This window comes from Sphingobacteriales bacterium, from assembly GCA_016706405.1.
Classification (GTDB): Bacteria; Bacteroidota; Bacteroidia; order Chitinophagales; family UBA2359; genus BJ6.
Map to the genome: position 1 here is coordinate 928460 of JADJJT010000003.1, position 26154 is coordinate 954613.

Sequence of the window (26154 nt, forward strand, 5' to 3'; positions counted from 1 at the left end):
GCAAACTGTTAAGTATTGTTTTGAATAATTTCGTCAACCTCGCCTGTTTGTATATGGCTTAGCCCGTGTGTATTTTGGTAGTCGGGGTTAATGTGGAGGTTGTGGGGTGGGTTTAGCCAAACAACCGGAGGTTTAGCCAGCGCAGCCGAGCAGTCGTTAATAAGCAAGGAATAAACCAGGGTGTCGTAAATTATATTGTTGTAGTTGTCGTCTATAACGGTATTGGTGCGTTTTAGGGGTTTAAAATTGGTTCCGGAAAAATTTTGTAGTACGTTGTTTATGGCTTCCAACAAATCGAACCTGGTTAGTTTTATAGCTTGTTGGCTCATGGGTGCACCGTTGTTTAGGTAGCTATCTTGGTAAAATTCTTGCCCAATATAAATATGCAGTTGGGCGGTGCCTTGTTGTTTTAGGTTGTTGCGGGCATCTGTTTCCCATTCAATTTCGCCAAAGGCTATAAGGGCGTTAGGGAAAGTAATGGGTAGTTCATGGTTAGTTGCGCCTTCTTTAAAGGCAATATCCTGGTTGTTGTACAGGTCTATCCAAACCAGTGCTGGGGTGCTGCTGGGTGTTAGAACGGTATAGAGTTGTTGCTCAATTTGTTTGTAAATTACGGCTAAAACAGACATGGCTAAAAGGTTAAAATGTGTTTGAGTTTTTTAAAAATATGGTATTTTATGGTTTTGTGTAGTCGTAGGCTGTCGCCGGCAAACTGGCGTTGTGGAATGGTAGTGTTTACGTTGCGCTGGTGGGCTTTAACGGTGGCAATTTTTGTTTTGGTTCGGCGGCTGTGTTGCCGTACTTGTTGGGTGGTGTTAATAATACCGCCCTGGTTGTGTATTTGGGCATAGGGCATATCTGAGCCAACTATAACATAAATTTTATTGGCACTATACCCTGCTTTTTTTACCTGTACCGACCTGCGCAATGCCCCCGATTTTATAAGTATTGCCCTTCGGCGCCCTTTTTCTTTTGTTTTTCGGTCTTGCCATTTTTTGGTTCCGGTATCTTCTAAAAAGCCTTGACGTTTAAAATTGTCTTTAAAAAAGCTAACGGCAGTGCTGCCCACAAATTGGGGCAGTTTGGCTTTAAAGGTGTTGTAGTTGCGTTGCATGGCAAGCATATCGGGAAGGTTTTTCAGGGGCATGGTTGGGGTGGTTTTTTGGTTATCGAATTACAGAAAAGTCGTCGTTTAGTTCTTGGATTAAGGAGGCTTTAACCATTTTGGCAATTTTTAGAGCATCTTGCTGGGTGGCAGTATTGGTAATGTTGATTATAATATTGTCGAACACTTTTTGAATAATAGTATTGCTTTTGGTGTTAAAGCGTTTTGTTTCGGTAGTGAGTATGGCGGGGTTTTGTAGTGGCGGTTTTGGGTTGGTGGCGGGTATGGCTATGCTGTTTGGTGGCGGGGCAGGGTTTGCAACGCTTATGGCGGGCAAAGTTGGCAGTTTTGGCATTGCTACCGTATTAATGGTATTGGTTTGGGTGGTGTTTGGCAATATAGCTGGTGCTGTATTTACTATTTGGGTAGCAGGCATTTTGGGCATTGCTACCGTATTAATAGTATTGGTTTGGTTGCCTAAATTGGTAGTGGCAGGGCTTTTGGGCAGTTTGGTAAGTTTGTTTATGGGAATTAGCTCAATGCCATTGTTGGTAATTTCAATAGCCTTTGGGCTGTCTTTGTCTGTAGTGTTTCTCTTTTTAGCTTGTTGGCTTTTTAAAAATGCCAACATATTATCTTGCCCTTTGTTGTTTTGGTTTAAGGCAGCCTGCATGGGTTTTGTTGCATCGGCAACTGCTTTGCCCATGCTGTTTACAGGAAAATCGGGCGACATAAAATTAAAATTTCGGTCGTCGTCAATGGTGTTTTGCAGTTTAATGTTTGCCTGTTTGGCTATGGCATCGTTAAACCCTTTGGTTAGGTCTATATCTTTAAAGCTATTAAACAAGTCTTTGGCATTTTCGAAGCCGGCTAAAAAGTTTCCGGACATTAAACTTATACTTGTTTTAAAAAGGAGGTTTAGTGGTGTAGCCAGTTGTTTTATGGCACCCAATAGCCCCGTGGCATATTCACGGGCTACGTTAAGTGTTTGACCAAACAGGTTGAAACTATTTGATTGTTGGTTGGTGGTGGTTTGCAGCGAATTAAGTTCTGGCGTAAGCGTTCCGGATAAAAAAGAGGCGAAGCTTTTAGCTTTATCCCACGCAAAGCTTATATCATCTTTTAGGTTTTGAAAAGACCCACTAAGGTTGTTTGCCTCTTTTTTTGTGTTGGTAAGGGTTGGGTTTAGTTTGGAGAATGTGTTGTTGGCGTTGTTGGTAGATTGAGTTAGGTTGTCGATACTGGGGGTGCCTTTGCCATAAATCCAGTTGCTTAAACTTTGCGAGGCGGTAATTACGCCGTCTAAAACCCAGTTAAATTTGCTGAGTGCATTGTTTACAATTGGCAAAACTATTTGCCCCAGTTTGGTGGCTACATAGTTAATGTTAGCCAAAAACTTATTCCATTGGTCGGTGTCGTTGGCACTGTTTTTAATGGCATCGGCAAACTGCCCTGTGCTGTTGGTGGTGCCGTCTATTACTTTTCGCAGTTCGGCGGCATTGGCTGTCATGGTAGAGATTGCCATTTTTGCCTCATCGTTTAGCCCTAAACTATCTATAAAAGTGGTTCGGGCAAGGTCGGTGGGCATTTTGTTTAGCTTTTTGTTTATGTCGTCTATAATATCGGGCATGGGGCGCATTTTCCTTGTTACGGCATCGAACACATCAATACCTGCTTCTTTAAAATTCACGAGCCTGTCAACATCTCCAAAAGTGTCGAAAATGTTTTTAAGCCCCTGTGCTGCTTGTTCGCTGCGCAAGCTGCGGGTTAGCAGGGCAAAGGCGCCGCTTACCTCTGCTAAGCTGCTGCCGGCAAGTTTGGCATTTGGCACAATTTGAGGCAGGTAGGTGGCAATATCGGTCATTTGGGCGTTGCCCAGGTTAAGGGTGGCAAAAAGGGTGTCCCATAGTTTTGTGGTGTCGCGCACGCCCGAGCTGCTCATAATATTTACCATTGCTGCAGCGGCAATTTCGGCATCTACAAAGCCTGCTTTTGCGGCGAGTAGTGCGGGTTTAAGGGCAGCTAAACTTTGTTTGGCATCTAAGCTGCCTTGCGAAATAATGCGCTCGAACGCCCCTGAACTAATGTTTAAGTCGCTTAAACCTGCCTGCCTTGATATGTTCATTATTTCGGATTTTAGCCCTGCAAGTTCGGTTTTGTTGAGTTTGGCAGTTACGTTAGCCTTTGCCATTGCTTTGTCGAATTGGGCTGCTTTTGCCGAGGCTGCGGCTAATCCTGTGGCAAGGGCGGTTACGGCACCACCTGCAAGTGCAAAACGGCTACTACCTAATTGCATTACACGGTCTAAAATGGGTATTTCGCCGGCAAATTCGCTAATTTTGTCTATATTGTTTCGTTGCCAATTGCCTATTTGCGATTGGCTGTTTTTTGCAAACCGCCCAAACGCTTGCTCGGCACCTTGGGTTTTTGCCTTAAATGTGTCTATATTCTTGTTTATCGTAGCCAACGAGCTGCTTATAAAGTCGGTAGCTTTTAGTTCCCAGAGTGTAGGCATATTGTAAAATAACGTGAATTCGGAGCTAAGCTATAAAAAATAGGGGGATTAGTATAGTTGATAGGAATAAAAACAGGAGCATAGTTATCTTTGTAGTGTCCAAAACTGCAAACAATACTACCCCCTGTTTTATGAAGTCCAAAGATACAAAATTTGATGTGTCCATGTTATTTGAATTATTTTTTTTGTAGATAATGCCTGTTTGCTGATGCAACAATGGGTTGCTCAGCATTGGCTTAGCGAAGGTAAAACAATGCCACGCCTCGTAGTGTGCCCAAAATTTCGGAAAGTGAGATACTTACGATTCTGATTTTCTACCACTATTCGGGCTATAAATGTTTTGAATATTACTATAAAGCATTGGTTTTGAATGACTTAAAGACCTATTTTCCTACTGCCCCATCCTACAACTATTTTATAGAGTTAATAGAACGGGTTGCTCTTCCTATGGCGATTTTAGCCAAATTAACCTGCCAGCAAGCAGAAAAAACAGGAATTTATTACATAGATGCCAAAGCGCTACCTGTTTGTGACATGCTGCGAGCCAAGCAACATAAAGTTTTTGCTCAAACCGCCTCGAAAGGAAAATCTTCTATGGGGTGGTTTTTCGGCTTTAAGCTCCACCTGATAGTCAATCACAAAGGACAAATCGTGGACTTTGCTTTGACTACAGGACAGGTGGCAGACAATAGTAAAGACCTCTTAAACAAGCTATTAGAGAAAATATCAGGCACATTGTTTGGCGATAAAGGCTATTTGACTACCTTATGGAACAACTTTTTTGAAAAAGGACTAAAAATAATTACCAAGGTCAAAAAGAATATGAAAAACAGACTAATGTCTTTAGAAGAAAGGCTCTTATTGAAAAAAAGACCTATGATTGAAGCCATTAATGATATTTTGACCTCGGCTTTTGACTTAGAACATACCAGACACAGAAAACCACAGAATGCTTTTGTCCATATAGTCGCTAGCTTGGTAGCCTATCAGTTTTACCCCAATAAACCTCAAGTAGATCTTGCTAAAATTTACTAAGTAAATCTCCGAACTCACGTTAAAATAAAATTTGGTTTAAGTTATTGCTGTTATTTCGTACCTGTTGTCGGGCATTAATTCGAGATACATAGATTTGCCTTCAAAATCGTTAGGGTGTTTGAGGTTGGGCATAAAGGTTTTAAAGTAGGATTTAGGTGCGCTAAATGTTACTAATTTTCCGGATATTAAACCCCCTATTTCGTAACCGATAGTGTCTTCTATTTCGGTTTGTTCGGCTACAAAAGCGGTAGTGTATGTAATAGGTATTACTATCATAAAAAAAAAAAATTGGTACTTAGAAAATGTTATTGTAATTTTGCCCTCGACCGCACTTAATTGGTGGTCTCTAACCGCACTCCTGCTCTTTCGGTACACGATAACTGGGGTGCATTTTTTTTTTATAAAAAGTCGCCATAGTTGCTATTTTCTATCTGTTCACGTGTTAAAGGGTAGATGGTATTGTTGTAAAGAATATCAATTAGTTTGATTTTACGCTTATTATCGTGTAAATTAATGGCGTTGTGGATGCCCAACGTAACATCGCTTTTGTTAATTGTATTAGGTAGGTAGATGAATACGTTTGCTACATTTTGTTTCTTTGCTGTTGCTATATGGTTTTGTATTCTATATTTAGCATTGCCATACACGGCTTTAAATTCCCAAACCACGCCATTGCGGGTTGCATCCGGATTTTTAACATCGGGCAAATCGGGTAGTAACTCTATGGCTTCGCCCTGGTCTGCTAAGAAGTTGGCAATGTAATTTATATCTGCCGTGTCGTTGCTTTTAAGGTTTCGTTTCTTATGAGTAACAACATACCCGCCGTTGTCGTTTAATGCTGTCCGTATCCAATTTTGGTCGTATTCGTTGTAGTAGCGCAGCTTGTTTATTTTGGTTTGCAGGTCGGTTTTTTCGGTGGTGGTTAAGCCTTCGAAGTAAAAATGCCCGTCGAACCAAGACCCATTTTTGCCGGTGTTTTTGGCAAACAGGGCAATGTCACGCTCGTTTATTACGTTGGCACCTTTGGCTTGGGCTTTTTCTTTGGATAGTATTTTTTTGGGTTTAACCTCGTCTTCGCTGCGCTGTACTACGTCGCATCGGCAGCCCCAGCCGTTTGGTGGGTAGTAGGTATCCCAGAAGGGGTCGTCTATTGGCACGGCAATACCGTCGAGTTTGTTGTGTTCTAGTCTTACGCGGTCGTCTCCGGCGGTTTGGTATTCTAATAAAGGTTTAACCTCTTTGGCATCTTGGTATTGCAACCAATTTACAGCACTTTGGCTGGCGGCAATGGCGTAATTGTATTCTGCTTTAAGCCGGGTATTGTTGTATGTTTTAAAAACATTTTCGGCATCTTTTTTAAAGGTGGCAAACGATTTAATATTACCGTCTTGGTCGGTTAAAAGGTCGGTTAGTTCGCGCAGTTGTTCTATATTTTTTGCACCGCTAAACATAAACAGGTTTGCTTTTGTGTATGTGAGCAGTTGCGCTTCGTTGGTGGTAAAGTCTGTAAGGCTTATGTCCTTGCCCCATCCGGTGTTTATTGCCTGCCAAAGTAGTTTTACGGTATTGAGCAGCAGGGGTTCGTATATATCTACTTTAGTTATTTGTTGGGTATAAACTTTAGTGGCGAGGTCTTCAAATAGTTGGTCTATTGGGCTAAAGTCAACCGAGTCGCTTAGCGTTTCGTGCGCGCGTGCGTGCGCATGCGCATGTATATGGTTGCAAGTAGGTGGCTCAATGTCAGTTAACTTTTTTTTTTCGTTTGGCGCAGGTGTTGTAGCAGCAGGTTTAAGTAAAGGTACGTTAAAAGTGGTAGCAATATAGTCGGGGTCTATGGGGGCGATATTATTATTAATTTTAACCAATATGTCAATTTGTTGGTCTTTTGTTAGTTTTTCAATATCGTCGAAGGTAAATCTTCCGGAGGCTACTTTGTAACCAAAATTTTCTAATATTTTTTTAAAGCCCCAGTTAAGTTGATAGGTTATCCATATCTTGTCGGCTAAAGTAATTTGGTCTTCAACGTTTTTATGAACTTGGGCTTGGCTTAGGCTGCTGCCGTCTTCGGTGGTCATGGTTTGCCCAAGTATTAAAATGGCAAGTTCTTCGTTGCAGGCTCGGCGTATTAGGTCGTAAACATTGTTATTGCCTTGCCCCGATTCGGATTTGTGTAGCTCGATACTTGCTTCTTCGGGCATTACCATATAGGCAGCCGAGCCGGCTTCGGCAAGGGCTTTTTCTAATATTTTGCGGGTGCTGTCGTCGTAGGCTTTGTATTTGCCTACGCGAAAAGGCATTCCAAAAAGTTGAGAATACTGTGCCCAGTCGCCAAATGCCCCTCTTTTGTATATAACATATTGTGCCGCTTCGAGTAGTAAGCCTAAGTCTTTGTTTTTGCCAACTTCTAATAAATTATTGATATATGGAGGTTGCCGGTACAAAATGCGTTCGCTGTCGTTGTTTTGTTTTATAAGTATATCTCCAAATTCGGGGCGAACATGGGGGCGGGCAATAAGTTCTGCGCTGCCAATAGGGGTGTTATTACCTGGTATAAATTCTATAAGGGAATGCCCCCAAAACCGTGCTTCTAAAATGTATTGCAGCAGGTCGTAGAACCAGGGCGTTTGCAGTACTTCTTGTATTATAATGTGGTCATCGTCTTTACCATCTTCTATAAATCGTGGCAGTGAGTTGGTGATGTTTAAAACTCTTTTTTCAATTAGAGCTTTTAGCCTGCCATCTAACAAAATATCGCTGTATAGCTCGTAGAGTTGGGTACGGTTTGGGTTGAGTACGTTTTCTGCACTACGCATGGCATTGCGCCACTTCGCAATGTCTTGGGTGGTTCGCTGCATTTGACGTACATCGAGCGAATAATTTATCGGTAATCCTTTTTTGTTTATTTGCTGTTTAGGTGGCATATAAGCGATTTAATTAGTAAGGTAAGGGTTGATACGCAAAATATGGGGTTCGTTGAACGTGGAGTTAGTTAAAGGCAAGTTTAACACGGTTTTAAAATTGGTAATCTCTTGGCGGGTTGGCGCCGTAAATAATATACTGTTTTTCGTTGTTTTGGGGTTTGGGCAAAGCAGGGTTTATTTGTTCTTTGGCTATCATTTTTAACCAGGTTATAGCTGCATCGTACCGCTCTGCTCTAATATCTGGAACATTGCGGGGCGAAATGCGGCTATGGAGGTGGTATAGTACCATATCTATTAAGAACATAACTACGCTGGGGTGTCTGGGGTCGCGTTGTTCCCATGCTGGCTCTGTAACTAATTGCCAATAGTTGGGGTCGGTTGGCTCGTTGCCAGTGGTTGCTACAATACATTTATAGGTGTTTTGCCAATAAACAATATCGTTTATGGCGTAATTGGTAGTGTTATTGTAGTTGTTTGGGGGGGTGGTGTTCGAGTTATCTTTTAAGGCGATATAAATTGCTGTGTTGTGGTAAACCACCTGGTCTTTTTTATAGGGGTTGGTGTCGTTCCAATTTGGTATATTAAAAAATATTTCTTGGGCGTTGTAACGGCTACTTAAATAGGAGGACATTTCGCCGATGCTGGCAAGCTCGGCGGTGCGCAGTTTGTTGAAGTCGGTTTCTATAATTGTATTTAATATGTCGGCTCTGATTTGGGCGGTATAATCTTCCGGAAATAAAAACTGCATGTTAAGCCTCCTTTTTTAAATTAATTATTTCTATTTCGGTAATATCAAATTTGTAATATAGTAGGTTGTTTAACGCTTTTTTGCTTGCTGCACCTGTTATGTTACCGGAATCATAAAAGGAAACTGTAGTGTTTGGCAAAATACAGCCTTTAGTGTTTTTTACATGGTTTCCGACATGAATTAAAATGCCTAATCTGTTGGGTACATTATCTATTAATAATGTGTCGCCAAATTTTTTGCTTTTATAGGGTAGTACTTTGTAAATACCTGTTGGGATACAGCTTACTTGTTTTTTGTTGTTTAGCCAGGGCGGTTCAATTGTAAAACATCTATAAACGGGTTTAGCTGTTTCGGTGTCTATAACAGATAATATGCCAATGGTTTGTTTGGTGTTATCTGAAAATCGTTGCAATAGTAGTTTCATGGTTTTAATTTAATAAGAATTGGCGGGGTTGCGGGTTCTTTTTGCCAGGCGCAATGCGCCGGCAAAGTCTTCTATATGTCTGTCTATAAGGTACATAGCTCCTTCTATGGCATCTATGCCGTCGAGGGGTGTTTTGTGTGGTGGGTTAAACGACAAATGCTGCTCTAATAAATTTTGCATGTGTCTGTTTTCTTGCTCGGCAGTATTAAAATAAACATTGCCGCGCTCGTAATGCCCTGTAATAGCTAATAGTCGTTGTATTTTGGCAGGCTTGGCTCGTTTGTCGCCGTTTATAGGAAATGGTGGCAGGTTGTGTTTTTTTGCGTATTCGGCGAAATTGCTATAGAGTAAGCTTTGATAAAAAACCTCCTCCATATAAAATGTAGCAGCCGCGTTTTTACCAGCCAACCATGTTTGCAGCTCGTAGTGCCAGGCAACCATTTGGTCGACGCTTGCTTTGGCGCAATAGGTTTTTAAAATATGGTATTGCCCGTCTTTTCTACCTAATAATACAAGTGCTTTGGTGTCGCCCTTATCGCTAAAAGAGGGGTCGCAGTAGGCTATTAGAACTGGGTAGGTTTTTAAATTGCCCATAGTGCAGTACTGTAGAAATTCGGGTTTAAAATGCCTGCCTTCTCTGATTGGGTTGTTAAAATATTCGCGTTGGCTAAAAATATAACCAAGCGCTTCTATCATGTATTGGCAATCTTTTAGGGTAAAGCGTTCTTTCCAGCTTGGTTGCCCATTGGTATCGAGCAGGTTAATTCGTTTATGATAAGCGGGATAGCCTTGTTTCTTTAGTATTTTTGCTTTTTCGACAGCTCGGGCAATAATGCTATCGTCGGCGTACCTGTTTTCGGCTATAATGAAACGTCCTTTGCCTACGATAGACATAGATGGAAACAAGGCGGTCATTACCCATTTCCATAATTTTTCTACTCGCTCGGGGTTTTCTACTAATTCGTCGTCGTCAATATCGTCCACGCAGATAAAATCGGGTCTGATAGCTTCGTTGCGAATCCCGCGCGGCGATTGCCCCCTGCCAAGTGCTACAAAATTAGTACCGCCACTTGTTTTAAAGTCTTCTGAGTTCCAGTTGTTTATGCTTTTAAACTCGCCAAAATCTTGTATCAGGCGATTGTTTGCCTCTAAATTTGCGCGTATAGGTTCTATTAATTTGGTGGCGTTATCTTTGCTTTTGCTAACGGTTATAGCTGTGTTTATCTCTTTTTTTAACATGAGCCAAATTTGCAGCATCCACAAGGTGCTACTTTTGGCATGGTCGCGCGCCCACTCTATGGCGGCAAAAAACCGTTTATTGTTTGCTGTGTAGTTAACAACTTCTACGTGGAATTTTGCCAATTTTGAGGTGCTGTAATTTGGAAAATAATACGCGATAAATTCCGGATAAGAACTAAGCAGTTTTTTTATACGAGCCTGTTTTTGTTGCTCTGTTTCGTTTAAGTTTAAAATAGGCGTTGCCTGCCTAATTTCTTTAATTAGGGCGTCGAACTCGAGCAGGGCTATTTTGTCTTTTTGTTTCATTGCCTATCCGGATGTTTTTATCTCTCTGATTTTCTTTTGTATAAAGCTGTTGATGTATTCGGCGATATTTTGTGTTAGGGATAAATCTAACGGGCGAATAAACTGCAAAAACTCTCTAAGCACCGACACATAAAAGGCAATGTCTTGTGTGCGGTCTATGTTAGAAATAGCGGCGGTTAGTTGGGTAATAAGTTTTGCCTCTTGCTGTGTTGTTATTCTGCCTTCGCTTTCGGCAATGGTAAGCACGTCGTTTAGTGCGGCATATAGCCGTTCTATTGTTTTTTGCCTTGAGCCTATTACAGAGACACGAAGGGTTTTCCAATTGCCTTTTTCGCTCCAATTGGTTATGGTGGTTTCGGCTACCCCTACCATATCTGAAACTTCGCGCCTGGTTAGCCCGTTTTCGACATAAAGTAGTTGCGCAAGTGCTTTTTTATTGTCTATTTCCTTTGCCATTTTGTAAAAAAATCTTACTAAAGGCAAAGTTCGGGTTAAATTAATGGGCAAAAAGCAAGCAATACAAGCCCGCAAAAAAATACCAAAAGCCCTTTATTACTGCATAAAAGGCTTAATGTATAAGTTGCACACAACGAAGTATGTACGCAATTTTGTGGCGATTTTAATGCAAAAGTACAATTAATTTTACAATCACCAAAAAATGTGAAAAATGCAAAAAAAAACAACAATGACTGTGAGTGATGAAACGGTAAACAGACATGGATACCGCGTGCTTACTTCGGGTATTGATATTGAGGGGTTCAAGAAAAACCCGGTTATGTTGTACAACCATTTGCGAGCCGACGACTGGAAAGGCATTAATGAGAATGGGCTGCCCCCTGGCAGGTGGGAAAATATTAAAAAAATAGAAGGCAACTTAATTGCCGACCCCGTTTTAGATATGGACGACCCAATAGGTAAAGCAATTGCCCAAAAATTAGAACTTGGCATATTGAACGCCTCGAGTATAGGAATACGAATTGTTGAAATTAGCGAAGACCCAAAATTGATGCTTGCCGGGCAAACCCGCCCAACAATTACAAAATGCGAGCTGCGCGAAATATCTATTGTAGATATACCCGCCAACCGCAATGCAGTGGTGCTGTTCGACGAAACAGGCGCCGAACTTGAGGACAACTTAAATTTAATTTTACCTTCACTTATAGAGAAAAAAAGTATGAAAAACTTAGCCGAACTCTTAGGGTGTAACGAAAACGCTACCGAAGTTGAACTTGTTGCGGCTGTTACACAACTAAAAACAGAAACCGAGGCAGCTATTCAAAACCTTGCCGATTTTAAAGCAAAGGCAGAAGCAGACAAAGCAAAAATATTGGTAGAAAATGCCATTTTATCCGGAAAAATAAAAACTTCGGATAAAGATTTGTGGATTTCGCTTGCTACAAAATCGTATGAGGAGACCGAAAAAGCAATTACCAGCATAACGGTTTACACCCCAATTTCTAAACAGTTGCAAACAGCAGGCAATAACACCACTAATGCTAATGCCGATGCTGAAATGTTCGACACACTATCGAAACAAGGCAATGCCCTTGTTGAACTAAAGAAAAACGACCCCGAAAAATACAAAAAATTACACGAGGCAAAAATGTCTTTAATTAACCAACGCGGCATAACAAAATAATGACACCACGAACCAGTACAGTAGATATTACAATTATAAGTGCCAGCCTTGGAAACACCTGTTTACAGTGGTTTGGTGCTAATTTTAACAACCTTATACATGATGTATCTGCGGTATTGTCTTTAATAATCGCGGGGTTGGTTATAGCCGAAAAAATTATTTCCTTACGAAAAAAAAATACAAAATAAACAATGGCAACAGCAACAGTTAATAAACAAATTTGGATAGACCATCTTATTTCTCTGAATTTTTTAGAGACCAACTGGTTCTTAAAATACGGAAAAAACATGAGTGATTTCGTTACTAACGATGTTATTCATTATGCGTTTGAGGGTCCTCTTCCCGAAGTAGTAAAAAACCCTTCTTACCCCTTAGTTGTAAGCACTCGGGTAGATACTCCCGATTTTGCCACCCTGCACAATTACTCTACCAAACCAACGCGGGTGTTCTATGACGAAACTATTGAGCTTGTATATAACAAGCGTGAAAGCATTTTAGCAGGGCACAGAACAGCATTGCTGAACGAAATATCTACAGAAGGTATGTGGAATGTGGGACCTAAGCAAAATACAGCCAAAACCCCAATTATATCGGGAACGACAGGCGCGGTAGTAAACGGTTACAAAACAATACTCAAAGAGGATATTAAAAAACTGCGTGTTGCCTTAGATACGAAGTATCCCGACAAACGAGGTATGCAGTGGGTTTTAGTGTTAGACGATGAATGCTTTTGGGAATTGGTAGCAAACGACCCCAACCTAAATGCGCAAATTCAAAACAACAATCCGGTTGGTGATGTAAATATTGGCACTTCTTTTAAGTACTACGGCTTTATTGTTTTTGCCGATAGCCGTACACCATGGTACGCTGCAGGTGTTAAAAAAGCCTACGGCTCAACGCCCGTATTAGGAACAGATTTGCCCTCGGCTATTGCCTTTCTTAACCAAGAAAGTTTTATGATAGCACAAGGTAGTACCGAGATGTTTGCGGACGAAAAAAATCCGGAATGGCAAGCCGACTTGTGGAGTTTTCAAACTCGTGCAATGGTAGAGCCTTTTGGTACAGTAAGCAACAACGAACTGCATTTGGGCGCATTATTGCGCACACCAGCATAATTTATTAACAGTATTTATTCATTTCAAAATTATTATGAAATTTTTTATCATTATTTCGACATTTATTTTTGCCCTGTTTTCTGCCGTTGGGTGCAACACCAAAGACCCTCCTCCAGCAACAGCAACCCAGCCAGCCCCCGAATTTACGCTCGCTATTTACGACGAGCTTGGGGTGCGTGAGCCGCTTATTTATGCCCCTGTTGTAAACGAATATATCCCGCCTGTTACGGTGCGGGGGCAAGCCGAGTACAACCAGGCACATATATACCTTAGTGCGGTTGCAGATGCTTATAGCTCGGTTTATAAAATTACGCAGGTTATACAGGGTATAGACCCCAAAAACAATTTACAACTTTGGGTAAAATTGCTACCTGTATTAATTCAAGAAGCACCACAGCTTATCTATTCGGCTAAATCGTTAAAAGAAATCGAACCATTTTTAAAGAGTACGGGGGGCTTAACTAAAGACGAACGACAGCAACTAAGTAGGGTTATACAAGAAAAATATTTTGCAACAGAAAACAATGCAAACAGTATTGCCGATGCTACCGTTGAGGCTGCCCTTGCTAATTTAAATCTGTATAATAGTATTAGCAATGCCCGAACCAAAAAATAAAAAAACACCAGCCTCGCTTTTAAACTATGTAAAAGGAGTGTTTTTGGGAAAGGAATGGCAAACAATATGGGCAACTTCAGATTTTAATGTTTTTGCTCCTAATCGTTTCGACTACGCCAACCAACATGCAAAGGCAAACAATTTAACACTATATAAAATAACCAAAGAAGCCCAGTCTGTAGAAATGACGGAGGTTTCGTTAAAACAGTAAGACTAATATGGCTTTATCGCAGGTAAATATTATAAAACAAACAGGAGGTTTGGGTTTTGCCCAACTTAATGCCGATGCTGTTTCGGGGCTTGTAATGCCGGGAGTAGCAACTGCTAATTTGACAATAAATACCGTTGTCGAAATTTACTCAGCGCGTCAATTAGCTAACCAATATCTAATAGATGCCGATTACGATGATACTAACAGCTTGTTAGTATATCATCACGTTAGCGAATTTTTCAGGCTTGCTCCTGGTGCAAAATTGTGGTTAATGCTGGTACCTGTTGGCACAACTATGGAAAACATAGCCGACCCCGATAATAATTTCGCTAAAAAATTATTACGGGAAGCAAACGGTGAGATTTTTCAATTAGCCATAGCAGGTGGAGGCGCATTAGGCACACTCGGTGCCGGATTAGAAGCCGATGTGTTGGCGGCAATTCCTAAAGCGCAGGAATTGTGCGACAGCGAATTTTCGGAATACCGATACAATATTGTGTTGTTGGAAGGCAGGGGCTATAATGGCACAGCAACAAATGCAACCGACCTGCGCACCCTAAACGCCCGCGATGTTAGTGTAGTTATTGGACAGGACAAAGATGTTGCCGCCTTGAAAGCAAATTATGTGGGCTATGCCGCTATTGGTACGGCTCTTGGAACTGTTGCCGCAGCACAGGTACACCAAAGTATTGCCCATGTAGGCAGCTTTTTACTATCGGGTTTTGATGCCGAAACTCCTCGTTTTTTAAACCCAGCCATAAGCAATAACACCCTTGTAACTGCTTTTACCGCCGCCGATTTAAACACCCTGAACGATAAAGGATATATTTTTTGCCGCACATTTGCCGGCTATCCAGGGGTGTATTGGAATAACAGCCCCTCTTGTATAGTTATAACAGATGACTACAGAACCATAGAGTTGAGCAGAACCATGTACAAAGCAATCCGGATTGTTAGAGAAACATTATTACCCCATTTAAACGGGCCCTTATTGCCCGACGAGGTAACCGGACGGCTCGACATCAAACAAAAAAAGATGTTTGAAGCACAGGTTAAAGGAGCTATTGAAGCGCAAATGCGCAATAATATAGCTGAAGTAAAAAAAGTGCTGGTTGACCCGGCAAGCAACGAAGACGGGGTGCCATACCCTCCTATTTTAAACGATAATACCCTGCGCTGCATTGTGGCAATTATACCCTACGGCAAAGCAGAACAAATAATTGTAACAATTGGATACACTAATCCAAGTGCTTAATATTAACCATTATTAAACTACAAAAAAACTATGTCGTGTTTTGTAAATGGAAAAGGATACGGTTGGGATAGCCTTCGTATATCTTTTTTAGGTAACCCAGATGTAATAGGCGTAACCTCGCTTAATTACGAGGAAACGCAAGAAAAAACAAACCTGTACGGTACCGGCAATCGCCCAGTAGAACGTGCCGAAGGTAAGGTTGAATGTAAAGGGGGTATAAAATTATACCCCTCTGAAATTATGAATATTCAAAAAGCTGCCGGCGGGAAATCCCTTATTCAGATACCGCCATTTGATATTGTTGTAACGTTTAACAATGGCGTTGAGCCACCAACAAGCGACACTTTGCGATGCTGCCAGTTTACAAAAAACGCAAGAGCATTTAGCAATGGAGACAACGAAAATGCGCAAGAACTTGAATTGGTTATTGGCAAAATCGAGTGGAATTCTTAACTATTTTATAAAATTGCTAACAATATAAAACCCAATGAAAGAGACAGAAACAAACGCATTAAATGCAACAACCGCCCTAACGGCGAAGATAAAAGAGTGGAAAAAAGAGTTTGGCGAAAAAAATATCCGTTGTATTGATGTAAAAGTTGCCGATGGCGATATTGCAACCTGTTATGTAAAAATACCTGGTGCAAGCAGCAAAACATTAGATATTTATAGCCGTGCACTGCAATTTTACCAACAAAACAAACTGTTAGAGTGCGGGCAGTTTTTATTGAATTCGTGCTGGCTTGGCGGCGATGAGCGTTGCAAAGGCACAGACCCAATAGTGTATGTTAGTGCAGCAATGGCAATGACGCAGCTTGTTACTTTTTACGAAACAGAAATAAAAAACGCCTAATCCAACTCGACACTATATATCCGGACTTAGAACCGGATAATGCCGGGTTGGAGCGTATTTACGCACTGCTAAGTTACCACTTTAAAATACCTTTTCCAGAAGAGTTGCCTGAAGAGCAACTTTGGCGAAAATGGAAACAACTACAATTAGTATTAGATTATGGCTTATAACTTTAATATAGAAACTTTACTACGGCAAAATTTTGGCATTAACCCCCAAAACTATCCGGATATTGTTACTATGAAAAAGGTTGTTGGCAATAAAAATAGCCTACTTGGCACACCTATAATTATGCCTGTTGTTATCCCTCCATTCACCTATATTAACGGACAAAAAAACAATACAAAGTTTGAAGGTATGACGTTTCCTGCCGCCACTATGGTAGAGGTTAATTTAGAAAAAACTATAATTAAAACACCATTATCCGGATACACAGGAACAGCAAAAGAACTTTTTAGTTGTAGCGATTTTTCGGTAACTATTAAAGGAGTGTGTTGTAATTATTCAAACCCCGAATACCCCGAAGAAGAGGTGCGGTTGCTTAAACGCCTGTTTGATATACCCGCTGCTGTTCCAATAGAAAACGAACTGCTAAACCTGTTAGATATAAATTTTATAGCAATTGACAGTTTAGAGTTTCCGGCTACAGAAGGCTACCAAAACATACAAAACTACCTTTTGCAGGCAACCAGCGATACCCCATTTGAACTAACATTAAACTTGTAATTAATGATTACTAAAGATAACTACTATTTAGTACCTGTTGAATTAGGGCAAGACATATTTGATATTGCTATACAGGAGTATGGCAGCTTAGAATATGTTTTTAAAGTAGTTGAAGACAACGCGCTAACAATAGATGAGAAATTAGATGCCGGAAGCCTCTTGCAATTTGAAACCAAACGCGATGACAACCACAAAGAAGTTAGAGACTTTTTTAAGAGAACCGCAACAAGGGTAAACTGCCACGATTTTTACGACGATACTAATTATATCTTACAAGAAGATACCAACAAAATATTACAAACCAACGATAGCGGATTATTGCACTCTTAGAATATGCCCGATTTAAAAATATCGCAATTGCCTCCCGTAGGAACACTCGAACTAAATGCACAGTTTGCAATAGAGCAAGATGGCACAACGTTCCGTACTTATTTATCTGAAGTGCTGAACGGTGTAAACGACAACGAAGCTACGGAAGTATTAGTAGATGGCGTAACAATACAAGGCAATGGCGTATCTACCCCGCTTTCTGTTATAAGACCAGTACCAGGAGGCGGGATATTGGGAGATGTTTTAACAGTTAGCACCGGTGGAGCATTAATTTGGACAGCACCAACTGGTACCGGCGACAACTGGGGTACGCAAGTAGTAGCTCATGATGCCACCTTAACCGGAGACGGCACAACAAGCAATACTTTAAAAGTAGCCAACCCTTTACCCGCCATTGGCACAGAGGGGCAAGTACTTACAGTTGTTTCGGGAAACCCAACCTGGCAAACTGCCACCGGCGACAACTGGGGTACGCAAGTAGTAGCTCATGATGCCACTTTAACCGGAGACGGCACAACAGGCAACACCTTAAAAGTAGCCAACCCTTTACCCGCTGTTGGCACAGAAGGGCAAGTGCTTACAGTTGTTTCAGGAAACCCAACCTGGCAAACTGCCACCGGCGACAACTGGGGTACGCAGGTAGTAGAGCATGATACAAGTTTGATAGGCGACGGTACAATTGCCGACCCCTTGGGTATTTCAACTGTTGGTGCAGCTACGGGCGAATATCTACAATTTGATGGTACTAATTTGGTTTGGAGCATTCCAGATAGTGAAGGTAGCGGCGACAATTGGGGTACGCAGGTAGTAGCCCATGATGCCACCTTAACCGGAGACGGCACAACAGGTAACACCTTAAAAGTAGCCAACCCTTTACCCGCCGTTGGCACAGAGGGGCAAATACTTACAATTGTTTCGGGAAACCCAACCTGGCAAACTGCCACTGGCGACAACTGGGGTACGCAGGTAGTAGCCCATGATGCCACCTTAACCGGAGACTGCACAACAGGCAACACCTTAAAAGTAGCCAACCCTTTACCCGCCATTGGCACAGAGGGGCAAGTGCTTACGGTTGTTTCGGGAAACCCAACCTGGCAAACTGCCACCGGCGACAACTGGGGTACGCAAGTAGTAGCTCATGATGCCACCTTAACCGGAGATGGCACAACAGGCAACACCTTAAAAGTAGCCAACCCATTACCCGCCGTTGGCACAGAGGGGCAAGTGCTTACGGTAGTATCTGGAAACCCAATCTGGCAGACCCCAAGCGGCGGTAGCTATACCGCCGGAATAGGTATAGAGATTGTTGGCACAGAAATAAAACACAAAACTAATCCAGGTGGTCATTCAGGCGATGTGTTGCAAGCTGCAAATACAATGGATTTAATTGTAACAGGCTTGCAACAGGTGGGTATAAGTTCAACTGCCCCCACCAACGGGCAAGTTTTAACCTATAATGGCACGCAGTGGGCGGCAGCAACACCAAGCGGAGGCACTTATACTGCTGGTTTGGGTATAGATATTACAGGCACAACCATTGCCCACAAAGACGGTGCAAATGGACATACTGGTGATGTAAGCCAAACAGCATCGAGCATGGCTCTTACCGTTACCGGATTAAGAAATATTGCCGTAAGTTCAACTGCACCCACCAACGGACAAGTTTTAACCTATAATGGCACACAGTGGGCTGCAGCAACCCCAAGCTCGTTGCCAACCGGTACAATACACCAAACCCTGCGCCACGACGGCACTAATTGGGTAGCGGATTCTTATTTAAAAAACGCAGCCAACACCTCCGGACTTCCGGGATTGCAAGTTGGCACACTTTATAGCGATGTAGTACCTACCTTGCTTTTACACGACAATAATAGAAACATACAATCGTTTGCAATTTATAACAACTCAACTCCAGCAAGCATCACAAATACTTTATATTTTGGTGATTTGCAAGTTGCAAATGCAGGCTATACCAACCAAGGTTTGTACCTGGTTGTAAAGAACACATCTAATACAACAAATAGCCATGTAAAAGGTATTGAAGTAGATGTTACAGCCGCCAATACAAATTCAACTGCTCATGGAGTTTGGATAAAATCGCGGAACACGGCAAACTCAAGCAATAATTTTGCCCTGCGATTAGATGACGGTAATGCTGCTGTAAACAAAGTTTGGACTTGTTTAAACACAAATGGAGATGGGCAATGGCAGACACCAAGCGGTGGCACCTACACCGCTGGTTTGGGTATAGATATTACAGGCACAACCATTGCCCACAAAGACGGTGCAAACGGGCATACTGGCGATGTGAGCCAAACCACATCGAGCATGGCGCTTACCGTTACCGGGTTAAGAAATATTGCCATAAGCACCACCACCCCCACCAACGGGCAAGTTTTAACCTATAACGGTACCCAATGGGCACCAGCAACCCCAAGCTCGTTGCCGTCTGGAACAACAAATCAAACACTTAGGCATAATGAGACAAACTGGGTGGCGAACTCGCTATTGCGGGTAACATCAGCTAAAATCGAAATGGGCGATACTGGTTCAGATGCCGCCACCCTTTTTGTTAATAATAGTGCCGAAACATATTCAGCTATCGTTCACCAAAATAAAACGCTAACAGCACTTGGCACCGTCTATGGTGTTTATGCCACTGCAAAGGGTTCTGATACGACATTTACAACCAACTGCGCAGGTTATTTTAAAGCGGAGAACGGCAGGTATAATTATTCGCTTCGGCTCGAAGACGGGCTACAGGCACAATATAAAATACTAATGTGTGGTGATAGTAGCGGATTTGCAAAATGGCAAACCCCTGCCACAGCGATTAAGGGTGGCGATGCTGGTGCCGTAACAGGTAGCCGTGGTGGCAATGCAGCACTGGCAAATTTATTAACAAAACTTGCTCTATATGGGCTAATAATAGACAACACAACAACTTAAAATTACAAAAACAAACTTATGGAAAAATTATTTTCTTTTGACTTGACACCTGCTGAAGCAGATATTATTATAGCAGGATTGGCCGAATTGCCTGCCAAAACATCTTACTTTTTAATAGAGCGGCTGCGCGAAAAAACAAAAGCATTTTTAGAACAAAACCAAGCCATCGAAAAAGTAAAAGAATAGTATGTTTGTAATGAACGCACATATTACCATAAAAGACATTGAGTTACATGCCGTAACTTATGTTGAAATTGTGCGCTCTTTAGAACAGCTAACAGCCACCGCTAAAATAACCCTCCCTAAAAGTGTTAAGTTAAAAGATACGATGCTTAAAGACTTACTCCAAAATGGAGATAAAGTAAGCATAAAACTTGGTTATAATAACACACTTAACGAAGAGTTTAACGGCTATATTGTAAAGGTAATGCCAACAGTGCCTATGCAAATTTTTTGCGAAGATGCTATGTGGATACTTAAACAAAACAAGATAGTTCAATCCTTTCGCAACCCTACGCTTGAAAATATTGTTACGGCAATTTGCCCAAATATAGAAGCAAATGTGGCAAAATTTCAGTTTGGTTTGTTTCGGATTAATGGCACCTCTTCGGCGAAAGTTTTTGCAGCTTTACAGGAAAAATATGGTATTGATAGCCTTTTTTTTAACAATATGCTATATGTAGGCACAACTCCAGACAGCGTTAAAACAGTTACAATAGACCTGCAAAAAAATACTGTTGAACATGAAAATGATTTGCAATTTAGATTACAGTCTGAAAAAAAAGTTAGTATTAAGGCTATAAGCATTCATCCGGATAATACCACAACCGAGGTTGTTGTTGGCGATGCCGAAGGAGAAGAAAAAAAAGTTGTATTGTATAATGGTAATAAAACAACCCTCGAAAAACAAGCAAATATACTATACAATAAATATATGTATTCCGGATATGAGGGCAGTATAACAACCTTTGGTGAGCCGTTTGTTACCATTGCCGATAATGTATCCTTAATTGATAATGAATACCCAGAAAGAGCCGGAAGCTATAAAGTTAAAGCGGTTACAACCAAATTTGATAACAGCGGATACCGCAGGCAATTAACCCTTGCTGAAAAAGCTGACTAGTAAAATGAACATCCGACAATTAGTAGCAAATATTATTACCTCAAACGCTGCCTTTGTAACGGCAAAGGTAATAACGATAGACAAAGAACAACAAACAATAGACTGCGCGCCTATAACAGGTGATGCTGATTTGTTAGATGTTAAACTTCAACCAAGTGTTGTAGCAGACGGTTTAGGGGTATTGTTGTACCCGAAAATAGGTAGCATTGTTATTACAGCATCTACTCAAGACGGCAGCTCGTTTGTTGCCATGTATAGCGAAATAGACGAGGTTAATATTGTTGTTTCTGACAATATTAAGATACGTGCTAACAGCAATGGCATTAACATTACAAGCCCGGAAATTGTAATAAACGATGGAAATAATGGAGCGTTAATTGTTTGGGAGCGACTACTTGCCGAGCTTCAAAAAATTGTACTGTTTTTAGATACTTTAAAAACTACAATTCAAACCGCCGTTCCTGCACCTGGCGACGGTGGAGCAGCTATTAAGTTAGCCTTAACTACTGCTTTAACTCCATTAAGCACCCCACAGTTTAATAATATAACCAACACAAAAGTAAAGCACTAACATGCTATCGCACGACATATTACTAACAAACGACCATGATTTGCAGTTTGAAAAAGGCGACCTAAAAGTTGACCTTAGCGACGAGCAGCATATAGCGCATATACTTGTTACAGATAAAGGCAATTGGCGACAATACCCTTTGTTGGGTGTTGGTTTGCACAGATGGTTAGAGGCAGATACTTCGCAAGAGCAAATTTTAACGTTAAAAAACAAGATTAAGCAAAACCTAATATACGACAATTTTGATGTTAAAAGCATAAAAATTGATACTTACGATAATATTAAAATTGATGCCGCTCGATGAGACAATTAAATGATATTCTCAATCTGTTGCTTGAAAGCAAAAACAGAGTTATTGAGTTATATAACGCAATAACAGCAGACGTTTTGTCGAATCCGGAACTTAATGGATTAGATAGTACCAGCAAAGCCTCCATTTGGCGTTTATGGGCATTTATAACAGCAGTATCAATTTGGGTACATGAACATTTGTGGCAAATATTTAGACAAGAAGTAGATGTTATTGTCGAAAATGCAATACCTAACACGGCAAATTGGTTGCGAAGCCAGCTATACCTTTTTCAATATAACCACAATTTACTGTTTGACAATTACAGCCCCTATTACGAAATAGTTGATTTGCCAGCGCGAATAGTTTCGCAAGCAGCAGTTGTAGAAACCACCTATGGATTAGTGCTAATTAAAGTTGCAAAAAACGACGGAGCAGGCGGGCTTTTACCCCTTACCTCATTAGAAGTAGATGGCGTGGAAACGTATGTGGATAATATAAAACCGGCAGGCACCATTACACAAGTCGTGTCGCTGAATCCGGATAAATTAAAAATAATGGCGGAAATATATTACAATCCGCTGTTTAATCTTAATGTACTGCGCTTAAACGTAGAGGCAGCTATAACCAATTATATTAGAAATTTAACATTTAACGGTAAGCTTTACCTTACCAAATTGGTTGATGTTATACAAAATACCGACGGCGTTGTTGATGTGCAATTAAATTATGTAGGGGCACAGGTAGGTGTAAATCCATATATTGAAATAACCAATTCGGTCTATCCGGATACTCCCACTTATGTTGCCGCTGCTGGTTACTGTATTATTGACCCGGCTAATCTGTTAAATACAACCCTGCTATTTGTGCCTTCGCTATGAACTACTATATAAATTTTTATTTACAAGTATGGCGATTATTGCCGCCGATTTTGCGCAAGCCCAAAATGATAAATTGGTTGTGGGTACTAACTAAACCAATAACCAATTTACATGCTATATTTAATAGTTGGCGCATAGGAACAGAACGAAAACTTAAATTAACGGCATTAACTTATAACTTAGAGACTGTCTAAAAATTAAAAATTGGCATGCCAGTCCTAAAAATTGATAGGAAAAAAGTTATTAAAAGAGATGTGAATAAAAGACTATCAGTTTGACGTTTAAATAATAATTCATAGCTTTATGAAAATCAAACACATAAAGTAAAATGAAAACCTACCCAAGCAGTCTCACCGATAGTCAATGGAGTGCAATATTAGGCATTTTAGACGACAAACGGAAACGAAAACACAGTTTAAGAGAAATTTTTAATGCGCTGTTCTATTTGCTTAAAGCTGGCTGTCAATGGCGCATGCTGCCGTTCCATTTTCCGTCATGGAAGCTTGTTTACTACTATTTTACCAAGTGGAAGAAGGATGGGACGATAGAACTCATCCATGAAATACTCAGGGATAAGACTCGAAAGCAAGCAGGCAGGGCTTCATCGCCAAGTGTTGGTATAATTGATAGCCAGAGCGTAAAGACAACAAGCGTCGGAGGCTTGTGCAGAGGGATTGACGGGGGTAAAAAGTTAAAGGCAGAAAGCGGCATATTATTGTAGATACAATGGGACTACTTTTAGCGGTTGTGGTTCATGCGGCAAATGAGCATGACAGTAAATCAGCCCCAATGGTTATAGCTGACCTCAGAGGCAGGTTTTGCAGATTGGTAAAGATAGTAGCTGATGGCGGGTATAGAGGCGAGTTAATTGAAAATACCCGCAAAACGTTTGGGTGGGTGGTTGAGGTTGTAAGTAGATCGAATACAGCCTCGAAATTCGAAGTATTGCCAAAAAGATGGATTGTTGAAAGAACTTTTGCATGGCTCGAAAGCTATCGAAGATTGAGTAAAGACTTTGAGTTCCAAACCGAAACGAGCCAGACAATGATCCAACTTGCCATGATAAAATTGATGCTTAATAGAATTAGAAAATAAAATTTAGACAGGCTCTTAGAGTGGTTGTTAAATTTAATTTTTAACGCTTCGTTTACGCCAACTATTGTAAACAACGAACTTAATTACCAAAATGGAGGTATTTGGATAGAGAACAACCCTATGCAATTGCCATATTGGTTTGTGTTTAGCGATTTTGACAACCAACCTCCACTTTATGTTTACAGCGAAACCGAAGCCGAGCCTCCCTTGTATATTTACCAATGGGCAGACTATTGGCAGCAAACACATTATATTATTTGGGTGCCAACAGCACTTGCAATAAACGAGTTAAAACTAAAAGCGACAGTAAACTTATACAACTGTGCTGGCAAACACTATGTAGTTCAATATTATTAAAAATGAATAAATTAAATCTTATTGGTGGCGGTCATCCGCTTGTAATCGAGGACTTTTTATTTTTACAATCTGCTTACCGAGATGGGTTTAAAGCAGCGATGCAAATGTTTTCGGCAACTTATTCCTTTATAATGAGCGGTTGCGAATTAACACCGCCAAACAGTTCAACTGTAAATATTTCAGAAGGATTTGTTTACCACAACGGGGAGATTTGGTTTGTTGGTTCAGGGGTAAACTTGCCCAAAGCAACTTTAGTACTTAATCCGGATATTGCTTACCAAGCACCCAACCCAATTCCCTATGCAAGTGGGGCAAATGTAAATGTTAAGGAAGTGCGGAAAATGCTTCCTGCTACGTCGTTGGAGGCGGGTGGTATTGTCTTTTCCGAACTTAAATCGTTTTGGCAACTATTACATGCCAAAAGCAACAGTTGGGTAAACATAGGAACACTAGAGATTCCATTAGAACCCAATATAACTATAGACACTCTTATACCCCCAAAATTTCGACGCAATGTCATTGGTGAAATCTGCTTTGCTGGCAACCTGTATGTAGATACTAATATAAACTCCCCAAGCATACCATTGTTTTCGTTGCCAAGCGAGTATTTAGGTGGTGGAGGTAGTTTTTATATAGCAGACAATAGCGTAGTATGCCGAATTTTGATTATAAGCAATGGAACAGTTCATCTAACAACCACAAATGGCAACACATTCAGTGAATTAAATTTACTTGACAATAATTTCCGAATACGCTTAGACTGTGTAAAATATCTGCAAGAATAATACTAAAAAAAATGGCTAAACACAAAATTAACCGTATTTTTGTGCTGCCTTCAATTTCTAAAAAATTAGCTTTAACTTCTAAAAAAAACGCTTTGAAAACACCAATTACTTACTACGGGGGTAAACAAAACATGCTAAAACATATACTCCCAATTATTCCTCCTCACACTGCATACATCGAACCTTTTTTTGGAGGTGGTGCTGTGTTCTTTGCAAAGGAAAAATCAAAAATAGAGGTCATAAACGACCTAAACAGTAGTGCAATCTGCTTTTATGAGCAGGCTAAAACTAATTTTCCTAAATTACAACAGTTAGTTCGGGCTACACCACATAGCCGAGCAGTTTATCGGAAAGCAATGGTCGTATATGATAACCCAAGTATGTTCAATAAGCTCCGAAGAGCATGGGCATTTTGGGTATTAACAAACCAAGGCTGGGGAAGCAAAATCGGTTCTTGGGGGTATGGAATTAAGGACAATAAATCTGAACTCTGATTACATAATAAACGAGAAATGTTTGTTGATGCGATACGGGAAAGGCTATCTGTTGTTCAAATAGAGTGTAACGATGCCTTAAAAGTTATAGGTGTTCGAGACAATCCGGAAACCTTTTTTTATATAGACCCACCATATTACAACGCAAATATGGGGCATTATGGGGGTTATACCTTGCAGGATTTTGAGAGTCTATTAATAACTTTAACTACACTCAAAGGTAAGTTTTTACTTAGCTCCTATGCCAGCGACATATTAACTAAATACACGAAAGAAAAAATGTGGTTTACAAAAAACATAAACCTACACATAAGTACTTCTAAAAATAGAAAACCCAAAGTAGAGGTTTTAACTGCCAATTATGAAATATAATAGCAAAAGTAAAACGTAACAGGTTGATACACTCTAACCTGTTACGTTTTACTTTTGTGGGTTTGTTACGTTTTACTTTTGCGTTTTAACATGTGGTCTGAACCATGATTTACAGGATTAAGGGATTAACAGGATTTTGTTTTTCTTCCGTATATTGTCTGAAACATGAAAATTTCGGCAGGCTCAATTCAGCGATTATA

General features: G+C 40.7%; 28 protein-coding genes and 2 pseudogenes. 21 read left to right on the top strand and 9 right to left on the bottom strand.

Annotated elements, in window-relative coordinates:
• Positions 1 to 8: 8 nt before the first annotated feature.
• Genes IPI59_15560 through IPI59_15570 form a run of 3 tightly spaced genes read right to left on the bottom strand, consistent with a single transcriptional unit; the run spans position 9 to position 3620 of the window.
• Positions 9 to 629 (bottom strand): hypothetical protein, encoded by a 621-nt coding sequence (locus IPI59_15560; GenBank protein MBK7528913.1) that lies wholly within the window; start codon positions 627 to 629, stop codon positions 9 to 11.
• Between the two features lie 2 nt (positions 630 to 631).
• On the bottom strand, positions 632 to 1147 hold the full coding sequence (locus tag IPI59_15565) for a phage virion morphogenesis protein (GenBank protein MBK7528914.1): 516 nt from the start codon (positions 1145 to 1147) through the stop codon (positions 632 to 634).
• Between the two features lie 19 nt (positions 1148 to 1166).
• Entirely contained in the window at positions 1167 to 3620 is a 2454-nt protein-coding gene (locus IPI59_15570) for a phage tail tape measure protein (protein ID MBK7528915.1), read from the bottom strand.
• Positions 3621 to 3890: 270 nt separating this feature from the next.
• Here IPI59_15570 and IPI59_15575 point away from each other — a divergent pair, with 270 nt between their 5' ends.
• Positions 3891 to 4655 carry an IS982 family transposase gene (locus tag IPI59_15575; protein MBK7528916.1) on the top strand — a complete coding sequence of 255 codons (765 nt, stop codon included), beginning with the start codon at positions 3891 to 3893 and terminating at the stop codon, positions 4653 to 4655.
• Between the two features lie 36 nt (positions 4656 to 4691).
• On the opposite strand, the gene IPI59_15580 is transcribed toward IPI59_15575, so the two are convergent.
• The 6 genes from IPI59_15580 to IPI59_15605 all read right to left on the bottom strand — a co-directional run bounded on the left by IPI59_15580 (position 4692) and on the right by IPI59_15605 (position 10749).
• Positions 4692 to 4931, bottom strand: a complete 240-nt coding sequence (locus IPI59_15580) for a hypothetical protein (protein MBK7528917.1) — start codon at positions 4929 to 4931, stop codon at positions 4692 to 4694.
• A 122-nt stretch (positions 4932 to 5053) separates the two neighbouring features.
• Positions 5054 to 7576 carry a DUF935 family protein gene (locus IPI59_15585; protein ID MBK7528918.1) on the bottom strand — a complete coding sequence of 841 codons (2523 nt, stop codon included), beginning with the start codon at positions 7574 to 7576 and terminating at the stop codon, positions 5054 to 5056.
• Between the two features lie 91 nt (positions 7577 to 7667).
• Positions 7668 to 8324 (bottom strand): DUF1320 family protein, encoded by a 657-nt coding sequence (locus IPI59_15590; GenBank protein ID MBK7528919.1) that lies wholly within the window; start codon positions 8322 to 8324, stop codon positions 7668 to 7670.
• Position 8325: 1 nt separating this feature from the next.
• A complete protein-coding gene (locus tag IPI59_15595) occupies positions 8326 to 8748 on the bottom strand; it encodes a hypothetical protein (protein MBK7528920.1) in 423 nt (140 codons plus the stop codon).
• Between the two features lie 9 nt (positions 8749 to 8757).
• Positions 8758 to 10293, bottom strand: a complete 1536-nt coding sequence (locus IPI59_15600; protein ID MBK7528921.1) for a hypothetical protein — start codon at positions 10291 to 10293, stop codon at positions 8758 to 8760.
• Between the two features lie 3 nt (positions 10294 to 10296).
• Positions 10297 to 10749 carry a hypothetical protein gene (locus IPI59_15605; protein MBK7528922.1) on the bottom strand — a complete coding sequence of 151 codons (453 nt, stop codon included), beginning with the start codon at positions 10747 to 10749 and terminating at the stop codon, positions 10297 to 10299.
• A 211-nt stretch (positions 10750 to 10960) separates the two neighbouring features.
• On the opposite strand from IPI59_15605, the gene IPI59_15610 reads away from it, so the two are divergent.
• The 20 genes and pseudogenes from IPI59_15610 (at position 10961) to IPI59_15705 (ending at position 25954) form a co-directional block, all read left to right on the top strand.
• Positions 10961 to 11932 carry an HK97 family phage prohead protease gene (locus IPI59_15610; protein ID MBK7528923.1) on the top strand — a complete coding sequence of 324 codons (972 nt, stop codon included), beginning with the start codon at positions 10961 to 10963 and terminating at the stop codon, positions 11930 to 11932.
• Positions 11933 to 12219: 287 nt separating this feature from the next.
• The gene (locus IPI59_15615; protein ID MBK7528924.1) at positions 12220 to 13047 is read left to right on the top strand and encodes a hypothetical protein; all 828 of its coding nucleotides are present in this window, start codon (positions 12220 to 12222) and stop codon (positions 13045 to 13047) included.
• A 34-nt stretch (positions 13048 to 13081) separates the two neighbouring features.
• Positions 13082 to 13663: a hypothetical protein gene (locus IPI59_15620; protein ID MBK7528925.1), complete on the top strand. Its 582-nt coding sequence runs from the start codon at positions 13082 to 13084 to the stop codon at positions 13661 to 13663.
• Positions 13644 to 13874: a hypothetical protein gene (locus tag IPI59_15625; GenBank protein ID MBK7528926.1), complete on the top strand. Its 231-nt coding sequence runs from the start codon at positions 13644 to 13646 to the stop codon at positions 13872 to 13874. Before IPI59_15620 ends, IPI59_15625 begins: the two co-directional genes overlap by 20 nt.
• Before the next feature lie 7 nt (positions 13875 to 13881).
• Positions 13882 to 15129, top strand: coding sequence for a hypothetical protein (locus IPI59_15630; protein ID MBK7528927.1), 1248 nt, complete (start codon positions 13882 to 13884; stop codon positions 15127 to 15129).
• Between the two features lie 30 nt (positions 15130 to 15159).
• Complete coding sequence (locus tag IPI59_15635) at positions 15160 to 15582, top strand: hypothetical protein (protein ID MBK7528928.1); 423 nt, start codon at positions 15160 to 15162, stop codon at positions 15580 to 15582.
• A gap of 34 nt (positions 15583 to 15616) precedes the next feature.
• Complete coding sequence (locus tag IPI59_15640; protein ID MBK7528929.1) at positions 15617 to 15982, top strand: hypothetical protein; 366 nt, start codon at positions 15617 to 15619, stop codon at positions 15980 to 15982.
• A 159-nt stretch (positions 15983 to 16141) separates the two neighbouring features.
• A complete protein-coding gene (locus tag IPI59_15645; GenBank protein ID MBK7528930.1) occupies positions 16142 to 16708 on the top strand; it encodes a hypothetical protein in 567 nt (188 codons plus the stop codon).
• A 3-nt stretch (positions 16709 to 16711) separates the two neighbouring features.
• Positions 16712 to 17038, top strand: coding sequence for a hypothetical protein (locus IPI59_15650; GenBank protein MBK7528931.1), 327 nt, complete (start codon positions 16712 to 16714; stop codon positions 17036 to 17038).
• Between the two features lie 3 nt (positions 17039 to 17041).
• Entirely contained in the window at positions 17042 to 19987 is a 2946-nt protein-coding gene (locus IPI59_15655) for a hypothetical protein (GenBank protein ID MBK7528932.1), read from the top strand.
• Positions 19988 to 20005: 18 nt separating this feature from the next.
• Positions 20006 to 20173 (top strand): hypothetical protein, encoded by a 168-nt coding sequence (locus IPI59_15660; GenBank protein ID MBK7528933.1) that lies wholly within the window; start codon positions 20006 to 20008, stop codon positions 20171 to 20173.
• Position 20174: 1 nt separating this feature from the next.
• The gene (locus IPI59_15665) at positions 20175 to 21110 is read left to right on the top strand and encodes a hypothetical protein (protein MBK7528934.1); all 936 of its coding nucleotides are present in this window, start codon (positions 20175 to 20177) and stop codon (positions 21108 to 21110) included.
• 4 nt (positions 21111 to 21114) lie between these two features.
• A complete protein-coding gene (locus IPI59_15670; GenBank protein ID MBK7528935.1) occupies positions 21115 to 21681 on the top strand; it encodes a hypothetical protein in 567 nt (188 codons plus the stop codon).
• 1 nt (position 21682) lies between these two features.
• Positions 21683 to 21985, top strand: a complete 303-nt coding sequence (locus IPI59_15675) for a hypothetical protein (protein ID MBK7528936.1) — start codon at positions 21683 to 21685, stop codon at positions 21983 to 21985.
• Positions 21982 to 22851, top strand: coding sequence for a baseplate J/gp47 family protein (locus tag IPI59_15680; GenBank protein ID MBK7528937.1), 870 nt, complete (start codon positions 21982 to 21984; stop codon positions 22849 to 22851). The genes IPI59_15675 and IPI59_15680 overlap by 4 nt, the downstream gene beginning before the upstream one ends.
• Positions 22848 to 23045 (top strand): hypothetical protein, encoded by a 198-nt coding sequence (locus tag IPI59_15685; protein ID MBK7528938.1) that lies wholly within the window; start codon positions 22848 to 22850, stop codon positions 23043 to 23045. The genes IPI59_15680 and IPI59_15685 overlap by 4 nt, the downstream gene beginning before the upstream one ends.
• Before the next feature lie 134 nt (positions 23046 to 23179).
• Positions 23180 to 23946: pseudogene (locus tag IPI59_15690) on the top strand (IS5 family transposase).
• A gap of 24 nt (positions 23947 to 23970) precedes the next feature.
• Positions 23971 to 24303 carry a hypothetical protein gene (locus IPI59_15695; GenBank protein ID MBK7528939.1) on the top strand — a complete coding sequence of 111 codons (333 nt, stop codon included), beginning with the start codon at positions 23971 to 23973 and terminating at the stop codon, positions 24301 to 24303.
• A 2-nt stretch (positions 24304 to 24305) separates the two neighbouring features.
• Positions 24306 to 25088, top strand: a complete 783-nt coding sequence (locus IPI59_15700; protein ID MBK7528940.1) for a hypothetical protein — start codon at positions 24306 to 24308, stop codon at positions 25086 to 25088.
• An 11-nt stretch (positions 25089 to 25099) separates the two neighbouring features.
• A pseudogene (locus IPI59_15705) lies at positions 25100 to 25954 on the top strand (DNA adenine methylase).
• Positions 25955 to 26154: the final 200 nt, after the last annotated feature.

Excerpts from the sequence above, each read along its gene's own strand:
- IPI59_15635 (MBK7528928.1), top strand. The coding sequence starts at position 15,160 with ATGTCGTGTTTTGTAAATGGAAAAGGATACGGTTGGGATAGCCTTCGT.
- IPI59_15630 (MBK7528927.1), top strand. The coding sequence starts at position 13,882 with ATGGCTTTATCGCAGGTAAATATTATAAAACAAACAGGAGGTTTGGGT.
- IPI59_15565 (MBK7528914.1), bottom strand. The coding sequence starts at position 1,147 with ATGCCCCTGAAAAACCTTCCCGATATGCTTGCCATGCAACGCAACTAC.
- IPI59_15660 (MBK7528933.1), top strand. The coding sequence starts at position 20,006 with ATGGAAAAATTATTTTCTTTTGACTTGACACCTGCTGAAGCAGATATT.
- IPI59_15595 (MBK7528920.1), bottom strand. The coding sequence starts at position 8,748 with ATGAAACTACTATTGCAACGATTTTCAGATAACACCAAACAAACCATT.
- IPI59_15605 (MBK7528922.1), bottom strand. The coding sequence starts at position 10,749 with ATGGCAAAGGAAATAGACAATAAAAAAGCACTTGCGCAACTACTTTAT.
- IPI59_15585 (MBK7528918.1), bottom strand. The coding sequence starts at position 7,576 with ATGCCACCTAAACAGCAAATAAACAAAAAAGGATTACCGATAAATTAT.
- IPI59_15645 (MBK7528930.1), top strand. The coding sequence starts at position 16,142 with ATGGCTTATAACTTTAATATAGAAACTTTACTACGGCAAAATTTTGGC.
- IPI59_15615 (MBK7528924.1), top strand. The coding sequence starts at position 12,220 with ATGAGTGATTTCGTTACTAACGATGTTATTCATTATGCGTTTGAGGGT.
- IPI59_15625 (MBK7528926.1), top strand. The coding sequence starts at position 13,644 with ATGCCCGAACCAAAAAATAAAAAAACACCAGCCTCGCTTTTAAACTAT.
- IPI59_15570 (MBK7528915.1), bottom strand. The coding sequence starts at position 3,620 with ATGCCTACACTCTGGGAACTAAAAGCTACCGACTTTATAAGCAGCTCG.
- IPI59_15655 (MBK7528932.1), top strand. The coding sequence starts at position 17,042 with ATGCCCGATTTAAAAATATCGCAATTGCCTCCCGTAGGAACACTCGAA.
- IPI59_15610 (MBK7528923.1), top strand. The coding sequence starts at position 10,961 with ATGCAAAAAAAAACAACAATGACTGTGAGTGATGAAACGGTAAACAGA.
- IPI59_15600 (MBK7528921.1), bottom strand. The coding sequence starts at position 10,293 with ATGAAACAAAAAGACAAAATAGCCCTGCTCGAGTTCGACGCCCTAATT.
- IPI59_15620 (MBK7528925.1), top strand. The coding sequence starts at position 13,082 with ATGAAATTTTTTATCATTATTTCGACATTTATTTTTGCCCTGTTTTCT.
- IPI59_15675 (MBK7528936.1), top strand. The coding sequence starts at position 21,683 with ATGCTATCGCACGACATATTACTAACAAACGACCATGATTTGCAGTTT.
- IPI59_15650 (MBK7528931.1), top strand. The coding sequence starts at position 16,712 with ATGATTACTAAAGATAACTACTATTTAGTACCTGTTGAATTAGGGCAA.
- IPI59_15560 (MBK7528913.1), bottom strand. The coding sequence starts at position 629 with ATGTCTGTTTTAGCCGTAATTTACAAACAAATTGAGCAACAACTCTAT.
- IPI59_15640 (MBK7528929.1), top strand. The coding sequence starts at position 15,617 with ATGAAAGAGACAGAAACAAACGCATTAAATGCAACAACCGCCCTAACG.
- IPI59_15665 (MBK7528934.1), top strand. The coding sequence starts at position 20,175 with ATGTTTGTAATGAACGCACATATTACCATAAAAGACATTGAGTTACAT.
- IPI59_15680 (MBK7528937.1), top strand. The coding sequence starts at position 21,982 with ATGAGACAATTAAATGATATTCTCAATCTGTTGCTTGAAAGCAAAAAC.
- IPI59_15590 (MBK7528919.1), bottom strand. The coding sequence starts at position 8,324 with ATGCAGTTTTTATTTCCGGAAGATTATACCGCCCAAATCAGAGCCGAC.
- IPI59_15700 (MBK7528940.1), top strand. The coding sequence starts at position 24,306 with ATGAATAAATTAAATCTTATTGGTGGCGGTCATCCGCTTGTAATCGAG.
- IPI59_15685 (MBK7528938.1), top strand. The coding sequence starts at position 22,848 with ATGAACTACTATATAAATTTTTATTTACAAGTATGGCGATTATTGCCG.
- IPI59_15670 (MBK7528935.1), top strand. The coding sequence starts at position 21,115 with ATGAACATCCGACAATTAGTAGCAAATATTATTACCTCAAACGCTGCC.
- IPI59_15580 (MBK7528917.1), bottom strand. The coding sequence starts at position 4,931 with ATGATAGTAATACCTATTACATACACTACCGCTTTTGTAGCCGAACAA.